Source organism: Flavilitoribacter nigricans DSM 23189 = NBRC 102662 (assembly GCF_002646595.1).
Taxonomy (GTDB): Bacteria; Bacteroidota; Bacteroidia; order Chitinophagales; family Saprospiraceae; genus Flavilitoribacter; species Flavilitoribacter nigricans.
In genome coordinates this window covers 97,997-117,052 of sequence record NZ_PDUD01000034.1, presented here as the reverse complement: position 1 = coordinate 117,052, position 19,056 = coordinate 97,997, and the positions used below count along the sequence as shown (strand labels likewise).

Genomic DNA, 19,056 nt, shown 5'->3' with positions numbered 1-19,056 from the left:
GGCAAAAGTTAAAAATGAGTTTTCCGGAACTAAATCGTTCGGAAATTTCATTACAACTAAAAAATCGCCTGCCAGCAGGCGTTTCAATACCCCTGGATTTTCTAACCAAACCCTAATATATGCAATCCCTGACCCGCTCTTTCTCCTGGCTGATCACAGCCGTACTTTTGTGTTTCGCTTTCGTCCTGCCGGCCCAGGACATGCCCTCCATCGACCGCTTTCCCCGACCTTCCGGACCGGTCACCAAAATGGAATTTGAGGAGACTACTTATGATTTCGGCACGGTAGCCGAAGGGACTAAAGTCTCGCAGATCTTTACTTTTACCAATACCGGTGACGAACCCCTGGTACTTTCCGATGCCAAAGGCAGTTGCGGATGCACCGTTCCGCAGTGGCCCATTGAGCCAATTATGCCGGGCGAGTCCGCGTCCATAACCGTTGAATTCAACTCGAAAGGTAAAATGGGCAAACGCATGCAGCGTATCACCATCACGGCCAATACCGAACCGCCGCAGACTTTCCTGGCCCTGACCGGAGAAGTGGAGGTCCAGCCGGGTGCGGATCTCTCCATCCATGAGTCGACCCCGGCGGAATCGGAACTGAGCCCCGATTGTTTCGCCATTTTCCCGAATCCAACCTCGGAGATCCTCAAATTGAAAATGGAAGAATCCAGCCTCGGCAAACCGGCAACCATCAGTATTTTCTCCAAAAGCGGCCAGTTGATGGCCCGGCGTATTATCGAAGCTATCGACGGTACCCTTGAATTTAATGTAGCGCACTATCCGGCCGGTACCTATATGGCCAATGTGCAGATCGGTACGGGCAAGCCGGAAACCCGTTGCTTCGTGGTCGTGAATTAATCATCGTGCCACAGTGGGGGACAGGGTTGCCGGCGGAAATAGATGCCGATGTAGCGCTGTCCCCTCTTTAAATCGTAGTCGGTTAAAGCTGCCGGGGAATCAGACTGACCGCTTCCTGCCTGAAGTATAGGGCAGTCAAAAATAAGGTGGAATGCCCGCTCATCCCCTCCCCGCTATTCCCGATTTTTTACCCTTTAAGATCATGCCGCACGGCGCGGCTCCTATCCTGATTTTTCTAGCATTTGTAGAAAAATCGTCTGTTATTGTTTGGCTAAGATTTATTTTCAATTTGTTAAAAGTGAAGGAGGTATTCAAAAAATACCTATTTTAGTATTTGAACGAACGGAGGAAATCACTGTTCTTTCATATGCGTTCAATTAGAAAAGCCATCATGAAAAATAAATTGAAGCCATACGTGGACCGCTTTTCCGAAAGTGGTTTCTGGCAAAAAATACAACATTTCGCCAAGCAGGCGGGGATCAAAACGGTTTATTCCGCCCTTTTGCTCTTCTACGCTTACCGGCGAAAAGATACTCCGGCCTGGGCCAAGACGACCGTCCTCGGTGTACTTGGTTATTTTCTTGCTCCCATTGATGCTATTCCCGACCTCACTCCGATCATTGGTCTGACCGATGATATCGGCTGGTTGAGCTTTGGTCTGGTGACCATCGCAAGTTATATCAATGGCGATGTACGTGAACAGGCCCGGGGCCACCTGCAAAAGTGGTTTGGTGAGTATGACCCTAAGGACCTGGAAGCTGTTGATAAAAAACTGTAATAGTTGCCGGTTGGCAGTTGACAGTCAGCAGTCCTGAGCTTGTTCAAACTGCTGACCGTTCGCCGCCGACCGTCGCCTCAATCACTTTGACGACCATGCGTTACGAACCTTTGAGCTCCGATTTATTCAGATTTAACCGTAAGCGGTTTACGCGAAAAATGAGTCCGGATTCTATTGCTATTTTTCATTCGAACGATCGAATGCCCAGAAATGGCGATACCACCTACCCGTTCCGGCAAGATTCCTCTTTGTTTTATCTCTCTGGCCTGGACCAGGAAGAAACGGTTTTGATCCTCTTCCCGGACTGTATCAAGGATGGCTTCCACGAGCTGGCCTTCATTCGCCGTACCAGCGACCAGATCGCCGTATGGGAAGGGGAGGGGCTGACCAAAGAGCAGGCCCGACAGGTATCGGGTATCGAAAAGATCTACTGGCTGGACGAGATGGAGGTGATCCTGCACGAGCTGATCCTCCTGGCCAAACGCGTCTACGTCAACCTGAATGAACACGACCGTTTTAATTCGGACGTGGCGGATCGAAATCTCCGGTTTACCCGGGAACTGCAGAGCCGCTATCCGGCCCATAAATTCCACCGGGCGCAGCCCATTCTGAAGAAACTGATGATGATCAAACATCCGATGGAGGTGCAGATCATCCAGCATGCGATCGACATTACCGGCCATGCGTTTCAGCGTGTGCTGGAGTTCGTACAACCGGGCGTGATGGAATACGAAGTGGAAGCGGAGATCACGCACGAATTCATCCGCCGCCGCGCCAACGGCCACGCTTACGAGCCGATCGTCGCCAGCGGAAAGAATAATTGCGTACTGCACTACATTAAAAATGATCAGCGATGCCAGGCCGGTGAACTGGTTCTGTTGGATTTTGGCGCGGAGTACGCCAATTACGCCGCCGATCTGTCCCGCACCATTCCCGTAAGCGGGCATTTTACCGAGCGGCAGCGCAAGGTGTACGATGCCGTATTGCGGGTGTTGCGCCGGTCCAGTAACCTACTGGTGCCGGGCCTGACACTCGACGATTATCAAAAAGAAGTCGGCAAACTGATGGAAAGCGAATTGCTGGACCTGGGTTTGCTGGATAAGACCGATATTAAGAACCAGGACGAGAAACGCCCGGCCTACAAGCGGTACTTTATGCACGGTACCAGTCACCATCTTGGCCTGGGCGTGCACGATCTGGCCAACCGCTACGATCCGATCCAGGCGGGTATGTTGTTTACCTGCGAACCGGCGATCTACATCCCGGAAGAAGGATTCGGCATTCGCCTGGAAAACGATATCCTGGTTACGGATCACGCTCCGATAGATCTGATGGACCGTATTCCCATCGAAGCGGAAGAGATCGAAATGCTGATGAATGCAGCGGTAGTCGGCTAGGAATTCGAAATGGAGGCTGTATCGCTACGTTCGATCGCTAAATATTTGACTTTCAGTTTGCTATTTGCCTGAGTGCAAAATAGTTGCCCGCCAACTATCTCCCCCCGAAGCGTCGGTTGAGGCGCATCGACCTAAAAACCCCCAGCCGGTCACCGTTTTTAATGATCTGTCACAGAAACGTTAGAAATAGGTTAAAAACCCGGTTTGGCATGATTATAGCAGAACTTTTTATACAAAAAAAAGTATTTTTATCTGAGGAATGCCGTTAATAGTATGGTGAATGATTAAAGAGTGCCAATTTATTAATCTTAACGCCTGAATTTTACGAAATTCAAATTGGCCAGCGGAATGGTTGGATTGTAAATCCACAATAGATAGCAACCGGCTGTTTCCCCAAAAAAAAAAATCAAACATGAAAAAAGGACCAATCTTTTTTTCCCTGGTAGCATTAGTATTACTAGTCGCTGCTTATTTCCCATGGGTAGACAACGAACAAAAAGAAGCTGTTTTAGTAAGAACTTTGATAAGGGGGCTCGAGTACATGCACTTTGAACCCAAAGAGATCGACGACAATTTTTCCGAGCAGGCTTTTAACCTCTATCTGGAGGATATCGACGGCGCCCGCCGTTTGCTGACGCAGGAAGATATCGCTAAAATGGAAGCGTACAAATTCGAAATTGACGATGAGACCGCCAATGGAGATATGACCTTCTTCAACCTTTCCCTGGAGATCATTGATAATGCACTGACGAAAACGCAGGCTTATTATCAGGAGATCCTGGCCAGCCCTTTTGATTTTGATATCAAAGAAAAAGTTCAACTCAACGGCGAGAAACGCGGCTGGCCGGCCACGGACGCCGAGTTGCAAGACTACTGGCGCCGTTTCCTGAAATACGAAGTCATGCAGGAATACGCCGAAAAACTGGAAGCCCAGCAAAAAGAACAGGAAAAAGAAAACGGTAATGAAGAGATCCTGGCCAAGTCCAAAGAAGAATTGGAGGCCGATGCCCGCCAGGAAGTACTCACACTGTTCGACCGCTATTACGAGCGGCTCCGCAAACTCAAGCGGGAAGACCGCCTGAGTACTTTCCTCAATACCATTACCAGCCTTTTCGATCCGCATACTGCCTATCGCAAGCCATTTGACAGCGAGCAGTTCGATATGCGCATGAGCGGTAAACTGGAAGGTATCGGTGCCACGCTGCAGTCCGAAGGTGATTACACCAAAGTAACCCGCGTAGTGGTGGGAGGACCGGCCTGGCGCGGAAAAGACCTGGAAGCAAATGACCTGATCACCGCAGTTGCCCAGGGTGATGACGAGCCCGTCAACATCAAAGGGATGGTGCTGGATGATGTTGTACAGATGATCCGCGGTAAAAAAGGAACGGAAGTACGACTGACCATCAAAAAAGAAGGTGGTGAAGAGCAGGTGATTTCCATCATCCGCGATGTGGTGGAACTGGAAGATGTATTTGCCAAGTCACTGATCTTTGACGGTGTCGGTGAAGGCGAGCGCATCGGCTATATCTATCTGCCCAGCTTCTATGTGGACTTTAACGATCGCAACGGCCGCTCCTGCGCTAAGGACGTTGCCAAAGAGCTGGAAAAACTAAAAGACGAAGACGTCGACGGCGTTATTCTCGACCTGAGAGATAATGGTGGCGGTGGCCTGAATGAAGTGGTGGATATGTCCGGTCTGTTCATTGAAAAAGGACCGATCGTACAGGTGAAATCCCGTGGCCGCGCTCCCGAAGTACTAAAAGATACGGACTCCAAAGTACAATACGACGGTCCGCTGGTGGTAATGACCAACTTCAACAGTGCCTCTGCTTCGGAGATCCTGGCGGCTGCCCTGCAGGATTACGGTCGCGCGGTGATCGTGGGAAGCAATTCCACCTTCGGTAAGGGTACCGTACAGCGGGTGATCGACCTGGATCGCACGATCCGCGGATTCGATCAGTACAAGCCGCTCGGTGATCTGCACCTGACCATCCAGAAGTACTACCGGATCAACGGTGGTTCCGTACAATTGCGCGGAGTAACTCCGGACATTATCCTGCCGGATGTATACCACTACATCAAAACGGGTGAGAAAGATCAGAAATACCCACTGGCCTGGACGGAAATCGAACCGACCGACTACAGCCAGGATGTGATCCATCTGGATTATATGACTGATCTGAAGGAGAACAGCATGGCCCGGGTAGATGCCAACGACAAATTCCAAAAAGTAAAAGATTACGCCCGCTGGTTCAAGGATCAGCGCGACGATAGCGAATACTCCCTGTTGTTCACCGACTATCAGGCGCGTGAGAAAAAGCAGCAGGAAACCTCCGAAAGTTTCCGTAACCTGATGAAGGAAGGAATTTCTTCTACGGTAAACAATCTGGCGGTGGATATGTCAGAGATCGAAAAGGATGAGAGCCGGGTTGCCCGCAACAAGAGCTTCATCGAATCGAAATCTAAAGATATTTACATCGAAGAGACGCTGAATGTAATGCACGATATTCTGGAAAAAGAAAGCGTGCGGAAAGCAGCTCAGCTGAAGCCGGATCAGGGCCGGAACTAATCCGGATCCAATTCTGCTGACTTCAAGCGGAAAAGACCTCTCAATTCCATCTGGTGAATTGGGAGGTCTTTTCTTTGAGTGGTATAATATTTCAACTAAAAACCGGAAATTATCTCCGGAGACTCTAACTTCGCAACCGAAATAGCCGCCCTGCAGTCGGTTGTTGAAATGGGAAAAATAGTTTTTCTTTACCGTAGCCGTAAAAGCCGGTATCGGATGCCCGGACGGCCCACTGCTCTTCAATTAATACCTTAAAATACAACGACCTTGAACTACCTGACACTGGAAAATGTGAGTAAGATGTACGGCGAGAAGGTGCTGTTCGATAATATTTCCCTGCAAGTGAATCAGGGACAGAAGATCGCGCTCGTAGCCAAAAACGGCTCCGGTAAATCAACGCTGCTGCGGGTGATCGCTGGAAAAGAACCGCCCGAAGGAGAGAACAGCAAGGTAGAACTGCACCGCAGTGTGAATCTGCGGTTTTTGGATCAGGATCCCGATTTTTACGAAGAGCATACCATTCTCGAAGCGGTTTTCGATTCCGATAATCCGATGATCCAGGCTATTAAGGAATACGAACGTACTCTGCTGTTCAAGACGGAACCGGCAGTGGCCCAGGCGGCGATCACCCGGATGGATGACCTCAAGGCCTGGGATTTTGAAGCGCGCATTCAGGAAGTACTTACCCGTTTTGAGATCCACCGGATGGACCAGTTGGTGAAGACGCTTTCCGGTGGGCAGAAAAAACGACTGGCGCTGGCCAAATTGATCATCGACGAACCGGAAATGGTTATCCTGGATGAGCCTACCAACCACCTGGATCTGGATATGATCGAATGGCTGGAAGAATACCTGTCCCAGCCCAACCTGACGGTATTTATGGTGACGCACGACCGTTATTTCCTCGAACGCGTCTGCGATGAGATCATAGAGTTGGACCGCGGCAAGATCTACCGCTATTCGGGTAATTACTCCGCATTTTTGGAAAAGAAAGCCACCCGGCACGAAAACGAGGCCATCGCTCTGGAAAAGGATAAAAAACTGTTTAAAAAAGAGCTGGATTGGGTAAATCGCTCGCCCCAGGCGCGGACCACCAAAGCTAAATCGAGGGTGGATGCCTTTTATGACCTGAAGGATAAAGTAAGCGGCAATAGGGTAGAGGGCGAACTGCAGATCGATATCAAAGGGCAACGCCTGGGTAAAAAGATCCTGGAAGCGCATAATATCGGCAAAAGTTTCGGCGACATAAAGATCATTGAGGGCTTTTCCTATAAGTTCCAAAAGAAAGAGCGGGTGGGCATCGTCGGTCCCAACGGCGTAGGTAAGTCGACCTTCCTGCAACTTCTGACCGAGGAGATCCGACCGGATACCGGGAAAGTGGTGGTTGGCGGTAATACCGTATTCGGGTTCTACAGTCAGGATGGTATCCAGCTGGGCGAGGATAAACGCGTGATCGACGTGATCCAGGATATCGCTGAATTTATTCCGCTGGATAAAGGCCAAAAGCTGACGGCGCCCCAACTGCTGGAACGCTTCCTGTTTGATCGCAAACAGCAGCAGGTGTATGTTTCCCAACTGAGTGGTGGTGAAAAACGGCGGCTGTTCCTGTTGTCGGTACTGATGGAAAACCCCAATTTTCTGATCCTGGATGAGCCGACGAACGATCTGGATATCATGACCCTCAACATCCTGGAGGATTTTCTACTCGATTTCCCGGGCTGCATCATCATCGTTTCTCACGATCGTTATTTCCTGGACAAACTGGTCGACCACCTGTTCATCTTCGAAGGGGAAGGACAGATCCGGGACTTTATCGGGGATTATTCCGAATACCGGGTATTGCAAAAGGAGCGGGAGCGACAGCAACGTCGGGAGGATAGAGCCGAACAGCAACGCAAAAAAGAAGCGGAGCAGGAACAGAAACCCGCAGAAGGCCTGACCTACGAGGAGCGGAAAACCATGAATAAACTGGAAAAAGAGATCAGCAAGCTCGAAGAAAAAAAGAAACAGCTGGAAGCCAAATTCCTGGAAACCGATCAGTTGACTCCCGAACGGATCACCGAACTGGCCAAAGAACTGGATGAGCTCAAAGCCACGATCGAGGAAAAGGAAATGCTCTGGATGGAATACGCGGAAAAAGCCTGATCCGATTCCCCATTGATGCGTCTTCTTTCCGATGGTAGGCGACCAGTCTTAGCATTTGAAGCCCAATCCTTTGCGGTCAGCTATTAAATATTCCCTCCGATTGGTATATTTATAGGCAGTATTTACTGACTACTCTGATAGTTCTTCCGCAAAACGCTTCAAGATGAGCCTGATCCGCGTTCTTTCTCTTCTGATCTGCCTATGGCTGGCCATTCCGTCCGGCTATTCCCAATTCGAAAAAGTGCTGGTACTAAATGGGTGTACCGACTACGCAGAAATACCGGATCATTACCTCGGTATACTGGATGATCATTATTTCACGACTATCGAGTGCTGGATACTGCCGAATTGTATCGACGGCGAGCAGGCGATTTTTTCCAAACAGTGGTGTAATGGAGAATTTGGATATTCGCTTTCGGTGAATGAAGGTAAGTTGCGTTGGGTGTACTCCCTGGACGGGAGCTGTAATTTGCTCAGCATTCATGAAACTGTAGACAAAGTTATCCCCTCCAACGAATTTACCCACGTAGCCATCCGGCACCTGCCCAACTCAACTGAGATGGTGATCAACGGAAAAACCATATCATCGGTACAACTCCAGGGTGAATACGGCCAGATCAAGGACAGCGCGGAACCCCTGCGGATCGGAGCCTACCGGGAAGAAGACGGCTCTATCAATCGTTACTTCAGTGGGTTGATCGATGAACTAAGGTTTTGGAGTGCGGCGCATCTGGATACTACCCTGCAGAAATATATGAATATGCCCATCGAGGGAAATGAGAATGGATTGCTGCTTTATCTGGATATGGAAGAAGAGGGCAAAGGACCCGGAATGCCCCTGCACAATCATTCCAGCCTGGGCAAAGAACAGGATGGCATGGCGGTCGGGGGTACCGCCAATACGCCCTATACGAGCACTTATGCCGATTATCTGAAAAATCCGGTAGACCTGGGAGCGGACCGGGCGATCTGTGACGGTACAGTTACGTTTGCCCTGGATTATGAAAATTATAAAAGTGTATTGTGGAGTACCGGCGTGATGAGTAACTCAATCGAGGTGTCTTCCTTTGGCACCTATTCAGTACTCGCAGAGCGCGAGCGCTGTCGTTTTTTTAGCGATACGGTTGCCGTGGGGCCGGCGGAGTATGCCTACCGGTTTGCAGATTATACGATCTGTCCGGATGGAGCCGTGGTCTTCAATAACCGGACTTATTCCAATGAGGGCACTTACCGCGATACCCTTGCCTCCGTGATGGGGTGCGACACCATTTATGAATTCGCGGTATCCTTTTATCCGCCGCTTACCGCTGCGGTGGAGCTCGAAGCCTGCCCCGCCGGCACGACCCGCTACCAGGGAGAGGAACTGGCCGTAGGCGATACGGCCTCCTTTTTGCTGACCAGCAGTCGGGGATGCGATTCGGTGGTAACGGTGACAGTTGTGCCGCGATCGACGATCCGGGAGGAGTTGGTGATCTCTGCCTGTGAAGGGGTGCCGGCTGTATTTGACGGCATGCCTTTGCTGCCGGGTACCCGTACGGAATTTGCTTATGTGACGCCCGCCGGTTGCGATTCAATTGTCGGGGTAAGTGTGGAACTGGCCCTTCCGATGACCGGTTTTCTGGGGGTAGATCGGGTTACCTGCGCCCAGTCCTTTATCCTCTCCGGGCCGGGCGAACAAACGGTATGGAACGACGGTACCCGAGCGCAGCAAATTACCATCGGCACTTCCGGCGTGTATATTGCCGAATATACCGACCCGGCGGGTTGCATTCATCGGGATTCCGTGAACGTGACCTTTGCGGACAAGACCGTATACGTACCCAATGCCTTCTCGCCCAACGAAGATGGCATCAACGATTGCTTTCAACCGCAGTTCTCCAATGCGGTTACTGTGGAAAATTACAAGCTATTGATCTACGATCGGTACGGAGCCCTGGTATATCAGACTTCGGATCCGGATGATTGCTGGGACGGACGTTACCGGGGAGAGACCATCCGGGGCGTCGTAGTCTGGATGATCCGCGGCGTGCGGGCAGAATGTGAGGAAAATGAAGTGTTGATGGGCGATCTGGCGGTATTACCCTGATCAGATAAGATGAGAAAGGTGGTGGCCGGGTCGGGACATGGTCTGATCCGGACCCGGCCAGCACTTATCCGGCATTTTCGGATTCCAGTACTTCCAGTATCTGGGCGGTGTGGTCTTTGGTCTTTACCTTGTCAATGACCGCTTCAATAACACCGTCCTCGTCGATCACAAAAGTAGTCCGATGGACGCCGATATAGGATCTCCCCATAAATTTCTTGGGTCCCCAAACCCCGTAAGCCTGCAGCGTTTCCTGTTCAGTATCCGCCAGCAGGGGGAAGGGCAAACTGAATTTTTTAATAAAATTCTGGTGTTTCCGCTCCGAGTCGGGGCTAACGCCCAACAGTTCAAAACCCGCATTTTTCAGCTCGGAATAATTATCCCGCAGATTGCAGGCTTCGGCCGTACAGCCGGGAGTGTTGTCTTTCGGGTAAAAGAAAAGGATGAGTTTTTTCCCTTTATAATCCGATAAAGAGACCGTTTCTCCGCTCTCAATAGTCCCGCTGAATTCCGGCGCTTTATCACCTACCTTCAAAGTAGTAGCCATATCCATTAAATTTTTTCGTCTGATAAACGCGAATAAAACAGTCGGCGACCGAAAAGGTTTTAGCGGGTAAAGCTTCTTTCGAATACCGTTTCATTTCCTACCGCATCCGTCAGGGTAAGTCGGAATTCGTGCTGTCCGGGAGGAATGGTATCGTCGAAGTAGTGGGTGATCCGGGCATTTTTAGCATCGTATTTCATCAGCACCCAGCGGCCGTCTACCGTAGCCCGGAATTTTAATCCGGCGGCGGTTCCGCCCGTGCGGAAGTTATCCCAAATGGAAAAATCAATCCGGTCGGCCCCTTTCAGGTTGGAGCTGAAGTTGACCGGACGAATGGTGGGTGGGACTTCATCCACCATAATGCAAAAATCACCGAAGGTGCGGACCCGGGTGGTGAGCATGCCGTTTTCCCACTGGCCGCCGCAGTTGACGATATTATTTCCACACAGGGCAACGAATGCCTTATCCCGCAGGCTTTCCGGTAATACGACCGGCCGGATGGCCAGTTCGAAATATTCGTGAATGGGAAAAAGGTCGTTGTGCAGTTTGTGTACCGATGAGTAAACATTATCGGATCGATCGGTAACTAACTGGTACTGCAGGTAGCAATTTTCGTAAAGTGCTCCCCTGGGAATATGGACGCGAATAGAACCGTTGTCGATCACGCTTTCCTGATTGAAGGGCAGAAAATAATTATACGGCAGGCTTTCTTCCTCCAGATCATTTCCGGGCCTTTGCTTAATCCAGAAAACGAAATAGCTTTGGTTACCGGCCAGGTCCGAGGCGATCATTTCTACCTTTTTGGCGCGTTTGGAGGAAAGGCGCACTACGCCCTCCTCCGGCTGTTCCCGGTAAATGGATAAGCGGTTACCGGGAAGCCGGTAACAACGGTTGAAATAGGCCTTATTTTGTACCTGTTCGGCATAATCGAGGTGGGCATTCAGGTAGCGGGTCTCGTTGAAGGGGAAGGTCTCCATTTCAAACTGATAGATGAGGGAATCCTCCAATTTGACATCCAGTTTATAGATACCGTTCCAGTTATTGACCCCGGTCATATGATCATAGACTTTCAGGCCGAAACCCGCCTGCCGGGTATCTACCACCAGCGTATCTCCCCGTACCCCGTATCCACCGTGTTTGGATACCAGGGAATGGATCTCCGAATCAATAGTTTCCAGCTGTTCGTTGAGGCCGTATACCTTGAGCTGGTGCATGCGTGGACTTTGGTCGTCCGCAACCTTATAGCCAAACAGGAGGGGATTGATCGGCGCTCCCGTTTGGGTATTGCGCATTTCAAAATGGAGGTGTGGGCCGAAGGAATAACCCGTAGTCCCCATTTCACCGATCTTATCGCCTTTTTTCAGTGGGAATTGATCCCGTTCCAGTTCCAGATCCAGATCAAAGCTTTCGTTAGCGTATTGCTGGCTTTTAACGAAGGTTTCTATCTCCGGAATATATTCGTTCATGTGGGCGTATACGCTGGTGTATCCGTTGGGATGGGTAATGTAAAGCGCATTTCCGTAACCACCGCCTTCGATCTTGATCCGGGAAATGTAGCCGTCGGCCACCGTATACAGCGGCACGCCGATGCCGCCTTTAATATCGATGCCGCTGTGGAAGTGGTTGGAACGCAATTCACCGAAAGTTCCGCTCAGGCGCAGTACGCCTTTGACCGGCGGCGCAAAGTAGTCCGTAGGGTAGGGGTCGGTATATTCCCCGGTAAAAGAGTAGAACGAACCGGCGAAAAGGATCGCCAAAAATGAAATAGTTGCAGCAATACGGGACATAGCCTTGGAAATTTTGAGGTTATCAATGGTTCTGGAGGCGATTTTGATCTTTGGTGCCGTTAGTAATCCCGCCGGTAAAGTCCGTGGTACCAATACCGCGGCATCCGGCTGGTGTCGTCGCCTTCGTAGTAGCCCCAGCCAATGATGGTATACCGGTTGTCGGATACCGTCTCCTGAAAATATTCGATCTTCTGGGGAGACGTTTCATGTCGTTGCCAGATGATGGTCTCCGGGCCTTTGGTGCTGCCCTCGTGGATTACGGTTTCATCCGGTTTGTGTACTACACACCACATCTTACCGTCCTGCACTTTATTGACACCGGAACTAACCACAACCCGGCCATCGCGGTACGTATCTTCGATATCCACCCGCTGAAAAAAGGGAGTGAGGGATTCGTACCGCTGGTGTACCCGGATCACGTCCACCGATCTCAGTTCCGGCCGGTTCAGAACGGATGGGGTCAGCTGGTAGAGCAGAGCTTCATCGCGCGGAGCGCCGCTTTCATCCAGGTAGATCTCAAAATCGCCGACCCACAGACCGTGCAGGCTCTGGTAGACATTTTTGTAAACGCTGTCCGCCGGGCTTACTTCCGGAATATTCGTGATATCGTCAATAGCGGTCCGCTGCCCGCAGGCGAGCAGACTAAAGCTGATGATCCAAGCCAGTACGTATTTCATACTTATGCCTTTTACCTGCTAAAAATGGCCTTCTTTTTCTTTCTGGAGAATATCCAGCAGGTATTCTCCATAACCGCTTTTCAGGAATTTATTGCCCAGTCGCTCCAGCGATTCTGCATCGATGAAGCCCATATTGTAAGCGACCTCTTCGATACATCCGATCTTGAGCCCTTGACGGTCTTCGATGACTTCGATAAACTGACCGGCCTGCATCAGTGACTTGTGTGTGCCGGTATCGAGCCAGGCGACTCCCCGGCCCAGCATACCGACTTTCAGTTTTTCCTGTTGCAGATAGTATTTGTTCACGTCGGTGATCTCGTATTCACCCCGGGCACTCGGCTCGAGGTTTTTGGCGATCTCCACGACATTGTTATCGTAAAAATAGAGACCGGGTACAGCGTAGTTAGATTTGGGCTTCGCGGGTTTTTCCTCGATGGAAATAGCGTTGAAGTCCCGGTCAAATTCAACCACTCCGTAGCGCTCCGGATCGGCTACCCAGTAGGCGAAAACGACGCCGCCATCCGGATTGACACTATCGCGGAGTACCTGTTCAATACCCGCGCCGTAAAAAATATTATCACCCAGGATCAGCGCCGCCGGATCGTTTCCAATGAACTGCTCTCCGAGCACAAAAGCCTGGGCCAGACCATTGGGTTCATACTGGGGGATATAGGAAAAGTTACAACCGATCTCACTGCCGTCTCCCAGCACCTGCTGGAAATTCGGCAGGTCTTTCGGGGTACTGATGATCAGAATATCCCTGATCCCCGCGGACATCAAAGTCGAAAGGGGATAGTAGATCATTGGTTTATCGTAGACGGGCATTAACTGTTTACTGACCGCCAGGGTTAGGGGATAAAGCCGGGTACCGAGGCCGCCGGCGAGAATGATTCCTTTCACAATTAGGTTTTTATATACTAAAAATATAGGGCAACCTTCACGTTTTACGGAAGGATGGATCAGGGTTTTTACGCTGATCTTACTCCGAACAACAGCGTTCAGAATACCGATGTTGCCAGGTCACAGGCCCAAAAGGCAAAATACGTGGGGCAGTGTGCAGGGAAACCAGGAGATTCCCTGCAAACCGGGCCAATCCTCGCAGGGATCGTAGCCGGTTAACCGGTGTTTTGCACCATGAGGCGTTGTAACCTGGGTTAAATGTGAATGTTGGGGCAAAGATAAAGAAGTTGAGCAAGAGAAACCGGTCTAATCCAATATCTTAAATAGGTATACGGATGCTTAAATTAATTGGCTAGTTCCTGCTGCAATTCTTTTCGGATAGGGCCGGAAAGGTGATCGTATTTTGATAACCAGGTGCCGAAATCTGCCTCGTAGTTTCTTTCTTCCAGGCAAGACAACATATCCTGGTTAAGGGTAGTCAGTTCCTGATTACCTATAAACGCCAGCGTGGACTTTAACTTGTGAACGATGCTGTGTAATTCTTCCCATTGCTGATCTTCCAGAGCCTGATTCATTTCCGGCACCGCAGCCGAGAGTTCGGCCTGGACCATTTCCAGTAAAGTTTGTCTAAGTTGTGGATCGTCTCCGGCTATCGTATCTAAATATGCTAATTGAATGTACTGATAGGTCATTTAGGTTGAGGTTTCGCAAGATGATAGGTGATTTTTGTGAATAATTCGTTGGGTTTAAATGGCTTTAAAATGTAATCGTTCATACCGTACTGATGGTATTTTCCATCCTCCGAGATGTGGGCGTGTGCCGTCATGGCCAGTATGGGCACCAAGGCCACTTCGCCGTCCATTTCGTTCCGGATATAAGCCGCCGTTTCGAAACCATCCCGGACGGGCATCAGCAGGTCCATTAATATAATATCTACTTCCTGATTTTTGTTTAAAATTTCAATGGCTTCATCACCGTGGTTAGCCATAATGATGTTTACGTTGGGCCATTGTTTCTCCAGGGTTTTTTGGATCACCATCTGGTTGATCTGGTGGTCCTCCACTACCATTATGGTGAACGGCATATCCGGATCGATATAAGGCTGCGGCGTTTCCTGCGGATTCAGCGGTTGAGCCGCCTGATCGGTCTTGAAAAACTTTAACTCAAAAGAGAATACCGACCCTTTGCCTTCTTCGCTTTTGGCCCAGATCCGGCCTCCCTGTTGCTCGATCAGTTTTTTGGCAATGGAGAGTCCCAGTCCGGTACCTTCCGTTATACGATCTTTACTGCTGATCCGCGTAAAGGTTTCGAAAATGGATTCGATCTTATCATCGGGAATGCCGATACCGGTATCTTTCAGATCAAATTGAAGCAAAAAATGATCGTCGGTCTCCAGCGCTTTACGCACATTCAACTCGATGAAACCCTGATCGGTAAATTTGATCGCATTGCCGATCAGATTGAAGAGGATCTGGCTGAGACGGATCTGGTCCCCGTGGATCTGATCGGGAATATCCGGATCCAGGTTGATCTGAAAGATCAGCTCTTTTTCTCCCAGCTTAGGGCGCATAACGGCCTTCAGCTGTTCGGTGAGCTCCAACAGACTGAACTGTTTGTTCTTGAAAACGATCAGCTCGTTCTGCAGCGCAGAGATCTGTAGAATATCGTTGATAATCCCCAGCAGTACGTCCGACGACTGCTTGATGGAGTTGACAAAGTTGAGTTGTTCTTCACTGAGCGAAGAGGATAGCAGCAGGTTGGTCATGCCTACGATCGCATTCATGGGCGTCCGCATTTCGTGACTGACGCTGGCCAGTACCTGTTCGCGGATCTTTGCGGTCTGCTGGGCCAGATCGTGGGCCTTCTTTAATTCCTCCGACTGCATCCGTTCCGTGATATCCTGAATGATACCCGAATACACGTACTGATCCTCTCCGATCTTTTCCGCCTGGCACTGCAGGGACAGACATCTTTTCTGCCCGCTGTTGGTCTGGATCGTGATATCCTTTTTAGCTGCGCCGTTGGGTTTGGTCTCCTGCTCGATCTCCATCAGGGGAGCGAAGGGCGAATCGGGCGCCTGCAGATCTTCACAGGTGAAATGGACTTCCGCCGGATCGAGATCGAACAGACGGTAAGTTTCTTTAGATGCGTAAAAATACCGACCCGCCGGATCGCATTCCCAGTGGCCGATCTGGGCCCTGCGCTGGGCGTCTTCAAGGCGGGAAAGTACATTTTTCCGTTCGATGGAATACCGCAAAGCTTTGGCCAGCTGGTCTCCGTCGAATTCCCCCTTGACCATAAAATCCTGGGCGCCGGCTTTTACGGCCTTTATACCCAATTCTTTATCTACCCGTCCGGTGAGTACGATGATATTGTGATCGGAAAATCGGTGCAGCATGGTTTCCAGGGTCTCGAAACCGGTACTGTCGGGAAGGGTAAGGTCCAGAAGTACGGCGGAAAACTCTTCGGCTTCCATGGCTTCCAGACCGGCATTCAGCGTATGGCGCTTGACAACTTCGCAGGATAAAAGACTGGACTCATTGAGCAATATCTCGATCAGTCGAGCATAACTCACATCATCCTCAATCATCAAAACCTTAGATCTCGTACTGAAACTAGGTAAGCTTTTATCCATCTTTCACTAGTTATAATATGGCGAGTTGTATGCTATCCGTCGGGTTGGAGAAGGCTATTGGGTTTAACCAAAGGGTAACTTCAATCAAGTTTGCTGAAGGTTTGGCTGTTATTTGGCTCCGAAACTACCCGTAATTCGTGAATGCGTCTAAAATATGGGGGAGTGCATTTATATACAAGAATAGGAAATTTTATCGAACCTTGAAAATAAACAGCTAAGAACTTAGTCAGAATACCGGTCTTTTAAAATGCAGCCGACAACTTAACTAATTGTCGACGGAAATTCTTGGAATAAAGACAAATTTGGCCTCCTGCTCATCGACTACGAACAGGCAAAGAAATTCGGCAGGGTCCTTATAGACTTCCCGGAAATGATCTACTTTTCCCATCTCGATCACCTTTTTGGTCGCGAGCTCTTCCAGCGTGGAAGCGTGGATGTAGAGCGGTTCTTCCTCGGTCTGTTCCACGATGGCAATCCCGAGTGGAATGGATTCCGTCAGGATAATAAAAATGGGATAGGAAGAAACGTCCTGGTTCAGGATCGTATCGGCCGCATTGCCCATAACGAGATTATAGGGTGCCAGTTTTTTTGCCAGCTCATCGTATTCTTTCGGATATTGCATCTATCTATTTTAGCGCCAGTAGCGCAACATTCTCTATATGGGAGGTTTGCGGGAACATGTCCACCGGCTTCACTTTTAATACCTTATATTTTTCACTCAGCAACTGCAGGTCCCGGGCCTGGGTCGCCGGGTTACAACTTACATAAACAACTTTCGGCGCTGCCAGTTCAAGCAGCATACTGACTACCTGCGGGTGCATACCTGCCCGTGGAGGATCGGTGATCAGCAGATCCGGTTTGCCGTGTTTTTGGGCAAATTCAGCGGTCAGAATATCCTTAACGTCACCCGCGTAGAAAGTGGCATTCCCGATCTGATTGAGTTCCGCGTTCACCTTGGCGTCCTCGATTGCAGCTTCGATCTCTTCGATCCCAACCACCTGAAGGCATTTATCGGCTACGTAGAGAGCGATACTGCCGAGCCCGGTATAGAGGTCATAGACGTTTTCGGTGCCTTTTAAATCGGCAAATTCCACAACCGTATCGTACAGGGCCTTCCCCTGGTGGGTATTGGTCTGAAAGAAGGATTGCGGGCCGATGCGGAAACGCACGTGTCCCAGTTGCTCTTCGATGTAACCCGGCCCGGAGTAGGTTTCCATATCCACCCCGTAGAGGGAGTCGTTGGCTTTGTCGTTTATACCGTAAAAGACGCTGGTGAGGTCCGGGAACTGTTCGATGACCGTATCGAGAAAGCGTTTGATCTTATCCATGTCGGGCTGCGTAAAGATCACGATCAGCATCACTTCGCCCGTGGTGGCCACCCGTACCACCATCTGACGCATCATGCCACTGCGGGAACGGACATTGAAAAAAGACAGGTCCTGATCATTGGCAATGGCTTTGATGGCGAGCCGGAGCGCGTTGGCGGGTTCATCTTCCAGCCAGCAGTGTTTGATGTCCACAATGTGGTCAAAACGACCCGGCAGGTGGAAACCAAGCGCACCGCTGGGGTCGCGCGGCTTACCGCTGTCGAGTTCTTCTTTGGTCATCCAGGCGCGGTCGGAAAAGCTGAATTCCAGCTTGTTGCGGTAATAGGTCGTCCGTCCGGCCGCCAGAATGGGATACCACTGTTCGACGTCTACCTTGGCAATTCGCTGGAAGGCATCCCGGACGACGGTTTCCTTGTGGCGGACCTGGGCCTCGTAGGTGATGTGCTGCCAGCGGCAACCGCCACATTCGTTGAAGTGCTGACAGAACGGCTCGGTGCGATCTGCCGAATACTTGTGGATCTCTACGACTTCCCCCATGGGAACGCCTTTCTTTTTCCGTCGCACCAGTACATCGGCGACATCGCCGGGAGCGGCTTTGGTGGCAAAAAGCACTTCGCCCTCGGGCGTACGGCCTACGCATTGCCCTTTGTCCGCAATACCGGTAAAAGTTACATCTTTATAGATCGTCGGTTTCCTTCTTCTGCCCATGCCAGCAATGATTCAATTTTAAAGTATTTTGATATTGGTTGGAAGTTATTGGTGCCGGCGGCGCAAGATCGCCAGCACTTCTTCCCACCGATAGCCTTTTTCCACTAACAACACCAGGAGGTGATAAGTTAAATCCGCCGCTTCGTTTAAGAAAAGATCTTTGTCGTTGTCTTTGGCCTCGATCACCAGTTCTACCGCTTCTTCTCCCACTTTTTGGGCGATCTTATTGATCCCCTTCTGGAAGAGGGAAGTCGTATAGGATTTTTCGGAAGGATTATCCTTGCGGTCCTGGATCACATTTTCCAGATGGGCCAGAAAGTTATCCGCCTGGTTGGTCTCATTGAAGCAGGTGTCACTGCCCGTATGGCAGGCGGGACCCACCGGATGTACCCGTACCAGCAGCGTATCCTGATCGCAATCGACTTTGATGTCGACCAGGTTCAGGAAATTACCGGACGTTTCACCTTTGGTCCACAGCCGTTGTTTACTGCGACTGTAGAAGGTCACCCGGCCTTCGGACCGCGTTTTTTCCAGCGCGGCTTCGTTCATATAACCAAGCATCAGTACTATATTGGTTTCGGCATCCTGAATTATGGCCGGGACCAGTCCGTCCCCTTTGGTAAAATCGATATTCATAGCTTGGAT

15 protein-coding genes are annotated in these 19,056 nt (G+C 50.3%); 6 read left to right on the top strand and 9 right to left on the bottom strand.

What is annotated here, in order from left to right:
- Positions 1-119: 119 nt before the first annotated feature.
- The 6 genes from CRP01_RS28880 to CRP01_RS28850 all read left to right on the top strand — a co-directional run bounded on the left by CRP01_RS28880 (position 120) and on the right by CRP01_RS28850 (position 9,835).
- Positions 120-860 carry a DUF1573 domain-containing protein gene (locus CRP01_RS28880; RefSeq protein WP_099153541.1) on the top strand — a complete coding sequence of 247 codons (741 nt, stop codon included), beginning with the start codon at positions 120-122 and terminating at the stop codon, positions 858-860.
- Between the two features lie 391 nt (positions 861-1,251).
- Positions 1,252-1,638, top strand: a complete 387-nt coding sequence (locus tag CRP01_RS28870; protein WP_099153539.1) for a YkvA family protein — start codon at positions 1,252-1,254, stop codon at positions 1,636-1,638.
- A gap of 95 nt (positions 1,639-1,733) precedes the next feature.
- Positions 1,734-3,035, top strand: a complete 1,302-nt coding sequence (locus CRP01_RS28865; protein WP_099153538.1) for an aminopeptidase P N-terminal domain-containing protein — start codon at positions 1,734-1,736, stop codon at positions 3,033-3,035.
- A 412-nt stretch (positions 3,036-3,447) separates the two neighbouring features.
- Positions 3,448-5,604: a carboxy terminal-processing peptidase gene (locus CRP01_RS28860; protein WP_099153537.1), complete on the top strand. Its 2,157-nt coding sequence runs from the start codon at positions 3,448-3,450 to the stop codon at positions 5,602-5,604.
- A 267-nt stretch (positions 5,605-5,871) separates the two neighbouring features.
- Positions 5,872-7,749: an ABC-F family ATP-binding cassette domain-containing protein gene (locus CRP01_RS28855; protein WP_099153536.1), complete on the top strand. Its 1,878-nt coding sequence runs from the start codon at positions 5,872-5,874 to the stop codon at positions 7,747-7,749.
- 163 nt (positions 7,750-7,912) lie between these two features.
- On the top strand, positions 7,913-9,835 hold the full coding sequence (locus tag CRP01_RS28850; RefSeq protein WP_099153535.1) for a LamG-like jellyroll fold domain-containing protein: 1,923 nt from the start codon (positions 7,913-7,915) through the stop codon (positions 9,833-9,835).
- A 64-nt stretch (positions 9,836-9,899) separates the two neighbouring features.
- Here the strand turns inward: CRP01_RS28850 and bcp are convergent, their stop codons facing one another.
- The 9 genes from bcp to hisIE all read right to left on the bottom strand — a co-directional run bounded on the left by bcp (position 9,900) and on the right by hisIE (position 19,047).
- Complete coding sequence (bcp, locus tag CRP01_RS28845) at positions 9,900-10,379, bottom strand: thioredoxin-dependent thiol peroxidase (protein ID WP_099153605.1); 480 nt, start codon at positions 10,377-10,379, stop codon at positions 9,900-9,902.
- A gap of 59 nt (positions 10,380-10,438) precedes the next feature.
- Positions 10,439-12,163: a M23 family metallopeptidase gene (locus CRP01_RS28840; RefSeq protein ID WP_099153534.1), complete on the bottom strand. Its 1,725-nt coding sequence runs from the start codon at positions 12,161-12,163 to the stop codon at positions 10,439-10,441.
- Between the two features lie 59 nt (positions 12,164-12,222).
- Positions 12,223-12,840 carry a hypothetical protein gene (locus tag CRP01_RS28835; protein WP_099153533.1) on the bottom strand — a complete coding sequence of 206 codons (618 nt, stop codon included), beginning with the start codon at positions 12,838-12,840 and terminating at the stop codon, positions 12,223-12,225.
- 18 nt (positions 12,841-12,858) lie between these two features.
- Complete coding sequence (gene rfbA / locus CRP01_RS28830; protein ID WP_099153532.1) at positions 12,859-13,740, bottom strand: glucose-1-phosphate thymidylyltransferase RfbA; 882 nt, start codon at positions 13,738-13,740, stop codon at positions 12,859-12,861.
- A 344-nt stretch (positions 13,741-14,084) separates the two neighbouring features.
- The gene (locus tag CRP01_RS28825; protein ID WP_099153531.1) at positions 14,085-14,432 is read right to left on the bottom strand and encodes an Hpt domain-containing protein; all 348 of its coding nucleotides are present in this window, start codon (positions 14,430-14,432) and stop codon (positions 14,085-14,087) included.
- Positions 14,429-16,330 (bottom strand): response regulator, encoded by a 1,902-nt coding sequence (locus CRP01_RS28820; RefSeq protein ID WP_233752783.1) that lies wholly within the window; start codon positions 16,328-16,330, stop codon positions 14,429-14,431. Before CRP01_RS28820 ends, CRP01_RS28825 begins: the two co-directional genes overlap by 4 nt.
- Positions 16,331-16,640: 310 nt before the next feature.
- Positions 16,641-16,997, bottom strand: a complete 357-nt coding sequence (locus CRP01_RS28815; RefSeq protein ID WP_099153529.1) for a hypothetical protein — start codon at positions 16,995-16,997, stop codon at positions 16,641-16,643.
- A 4-nt stretch (positions 16,998-17,001) separates the two neighbouring features.
- Positions 17,002-18,411, bottom strand: a complete 1,410-nt coding sequence (gene rlmD, locus CRP01_RS28810) for a 23S rRNA (uracil(1939)-C(5))-methyltransferase RlmD (RefSeq protein ID WP_099153528.1) — start codon at positions 18,409-18,411, stop codon at positions 17,002-17,004.
- Between the two features lie 45 nt (positions 18,412-18,456).
- Entirely contained in the window at positions 18,457-19,047 is a 591-nt protein-coding gene (hisIE, locus tag CRP01_RS28805) for a bifunctional phosphoribosyl-AMP cyclohydrolase/phosphoribosyl-ATP diphosphatase HisIE (RefSeq protein WP_099153527.1), read from the bottom strand.
- Between the last annotated feature and the right edge of the window lie 9 nt (positions 19,048-19,056).

Coding starts and splice junctions, on each gene's coding strand:
- CRP01_RS28850 (WP_099153535.1), top strand. CDS start 7,913: ATGAGCCTGATCCGCGTTCTTTCTCTTCTGATCTGCCTATGGCTGGCC.
- CRP01_RS28880 (WP_099153541.1), top strand. CDS start 120: ATGCAATCCCTGACCCGCTCTTTCTCCTGGCTGATCACAGCCGTACTT.
- CRP01_RS28835 (WP_099153533.1), bottom strand. CDS start 12,840: ATGAAATACGTACTGGCTTGGATCATCAGCTTTAGTCTGCTCGCCTGC.
- CRP01_RS28870 (WP_099153539.1), top strand. CDS start 1,252: ATGAAAAATAAATTGAAGCCATACGTGGACCGCTTTTCCGAAAGTGGT.
- CRP01_RS28865 (WP_099153538.1), top strand. CDS start 1,734: ATGCGTTACGAACCTTTGAGCTCCGATTTATTCAGATTTAACCGTAAG.
- CRP01_RS28860 (WP_099153537.1), top strand. CDS start 3,448: ATGAAAAAAGGACCAATCTTTTTTTCCCTGGTAGCATTAGTATTACTA.
- CRP01_RS28825 (WP_099153531.1), bottom strand. CDS start 14,432: ATGACCTATCAGTACATTCAATTAGCATATTTAGATACGATAGCCGGA.
- CRP01_RS28815 (WP_099153529.1), bottom strand. CDS start 16,997: ATGCAATATCCGAAAGAATACGATGAGCTGGCAAAAAAACTGGCACCC.
- hisIE (WP_099153527.1), bottom strand. CDS start 19,047: ATGAATATCGATTTTACCAAAGGGGACGGACTGGTCCCGGCCATAATT.
- CRP01_RS28840 (WP_099153534.1), bottom strand. CDS start 12,163: ATGTCCCGTATTGCTGCAACTATTTCATTTTTGGCGATCCTTTTCGCC.
- bcp (WP_099153605.1), bottom strand. CDS start 10,379: ATGGCTACTACTTTGAAGGTAGGTGATAAAGCGCCGGAATTCAGCGGG.
- CRP01_RS28820 (WP_233752783.1), bottom strand. CDS start 16,330: ATGATTGAGGATGATGTGAGTTATGCTCGACTGATCGAGATATTGCTC.
- rlmD (WP_099153528.1), bottom strand. CDS start 18,411: ATGGGCAGAAGAAGGAAACCGACGATCTATAAAGATGTAACTTTTACC.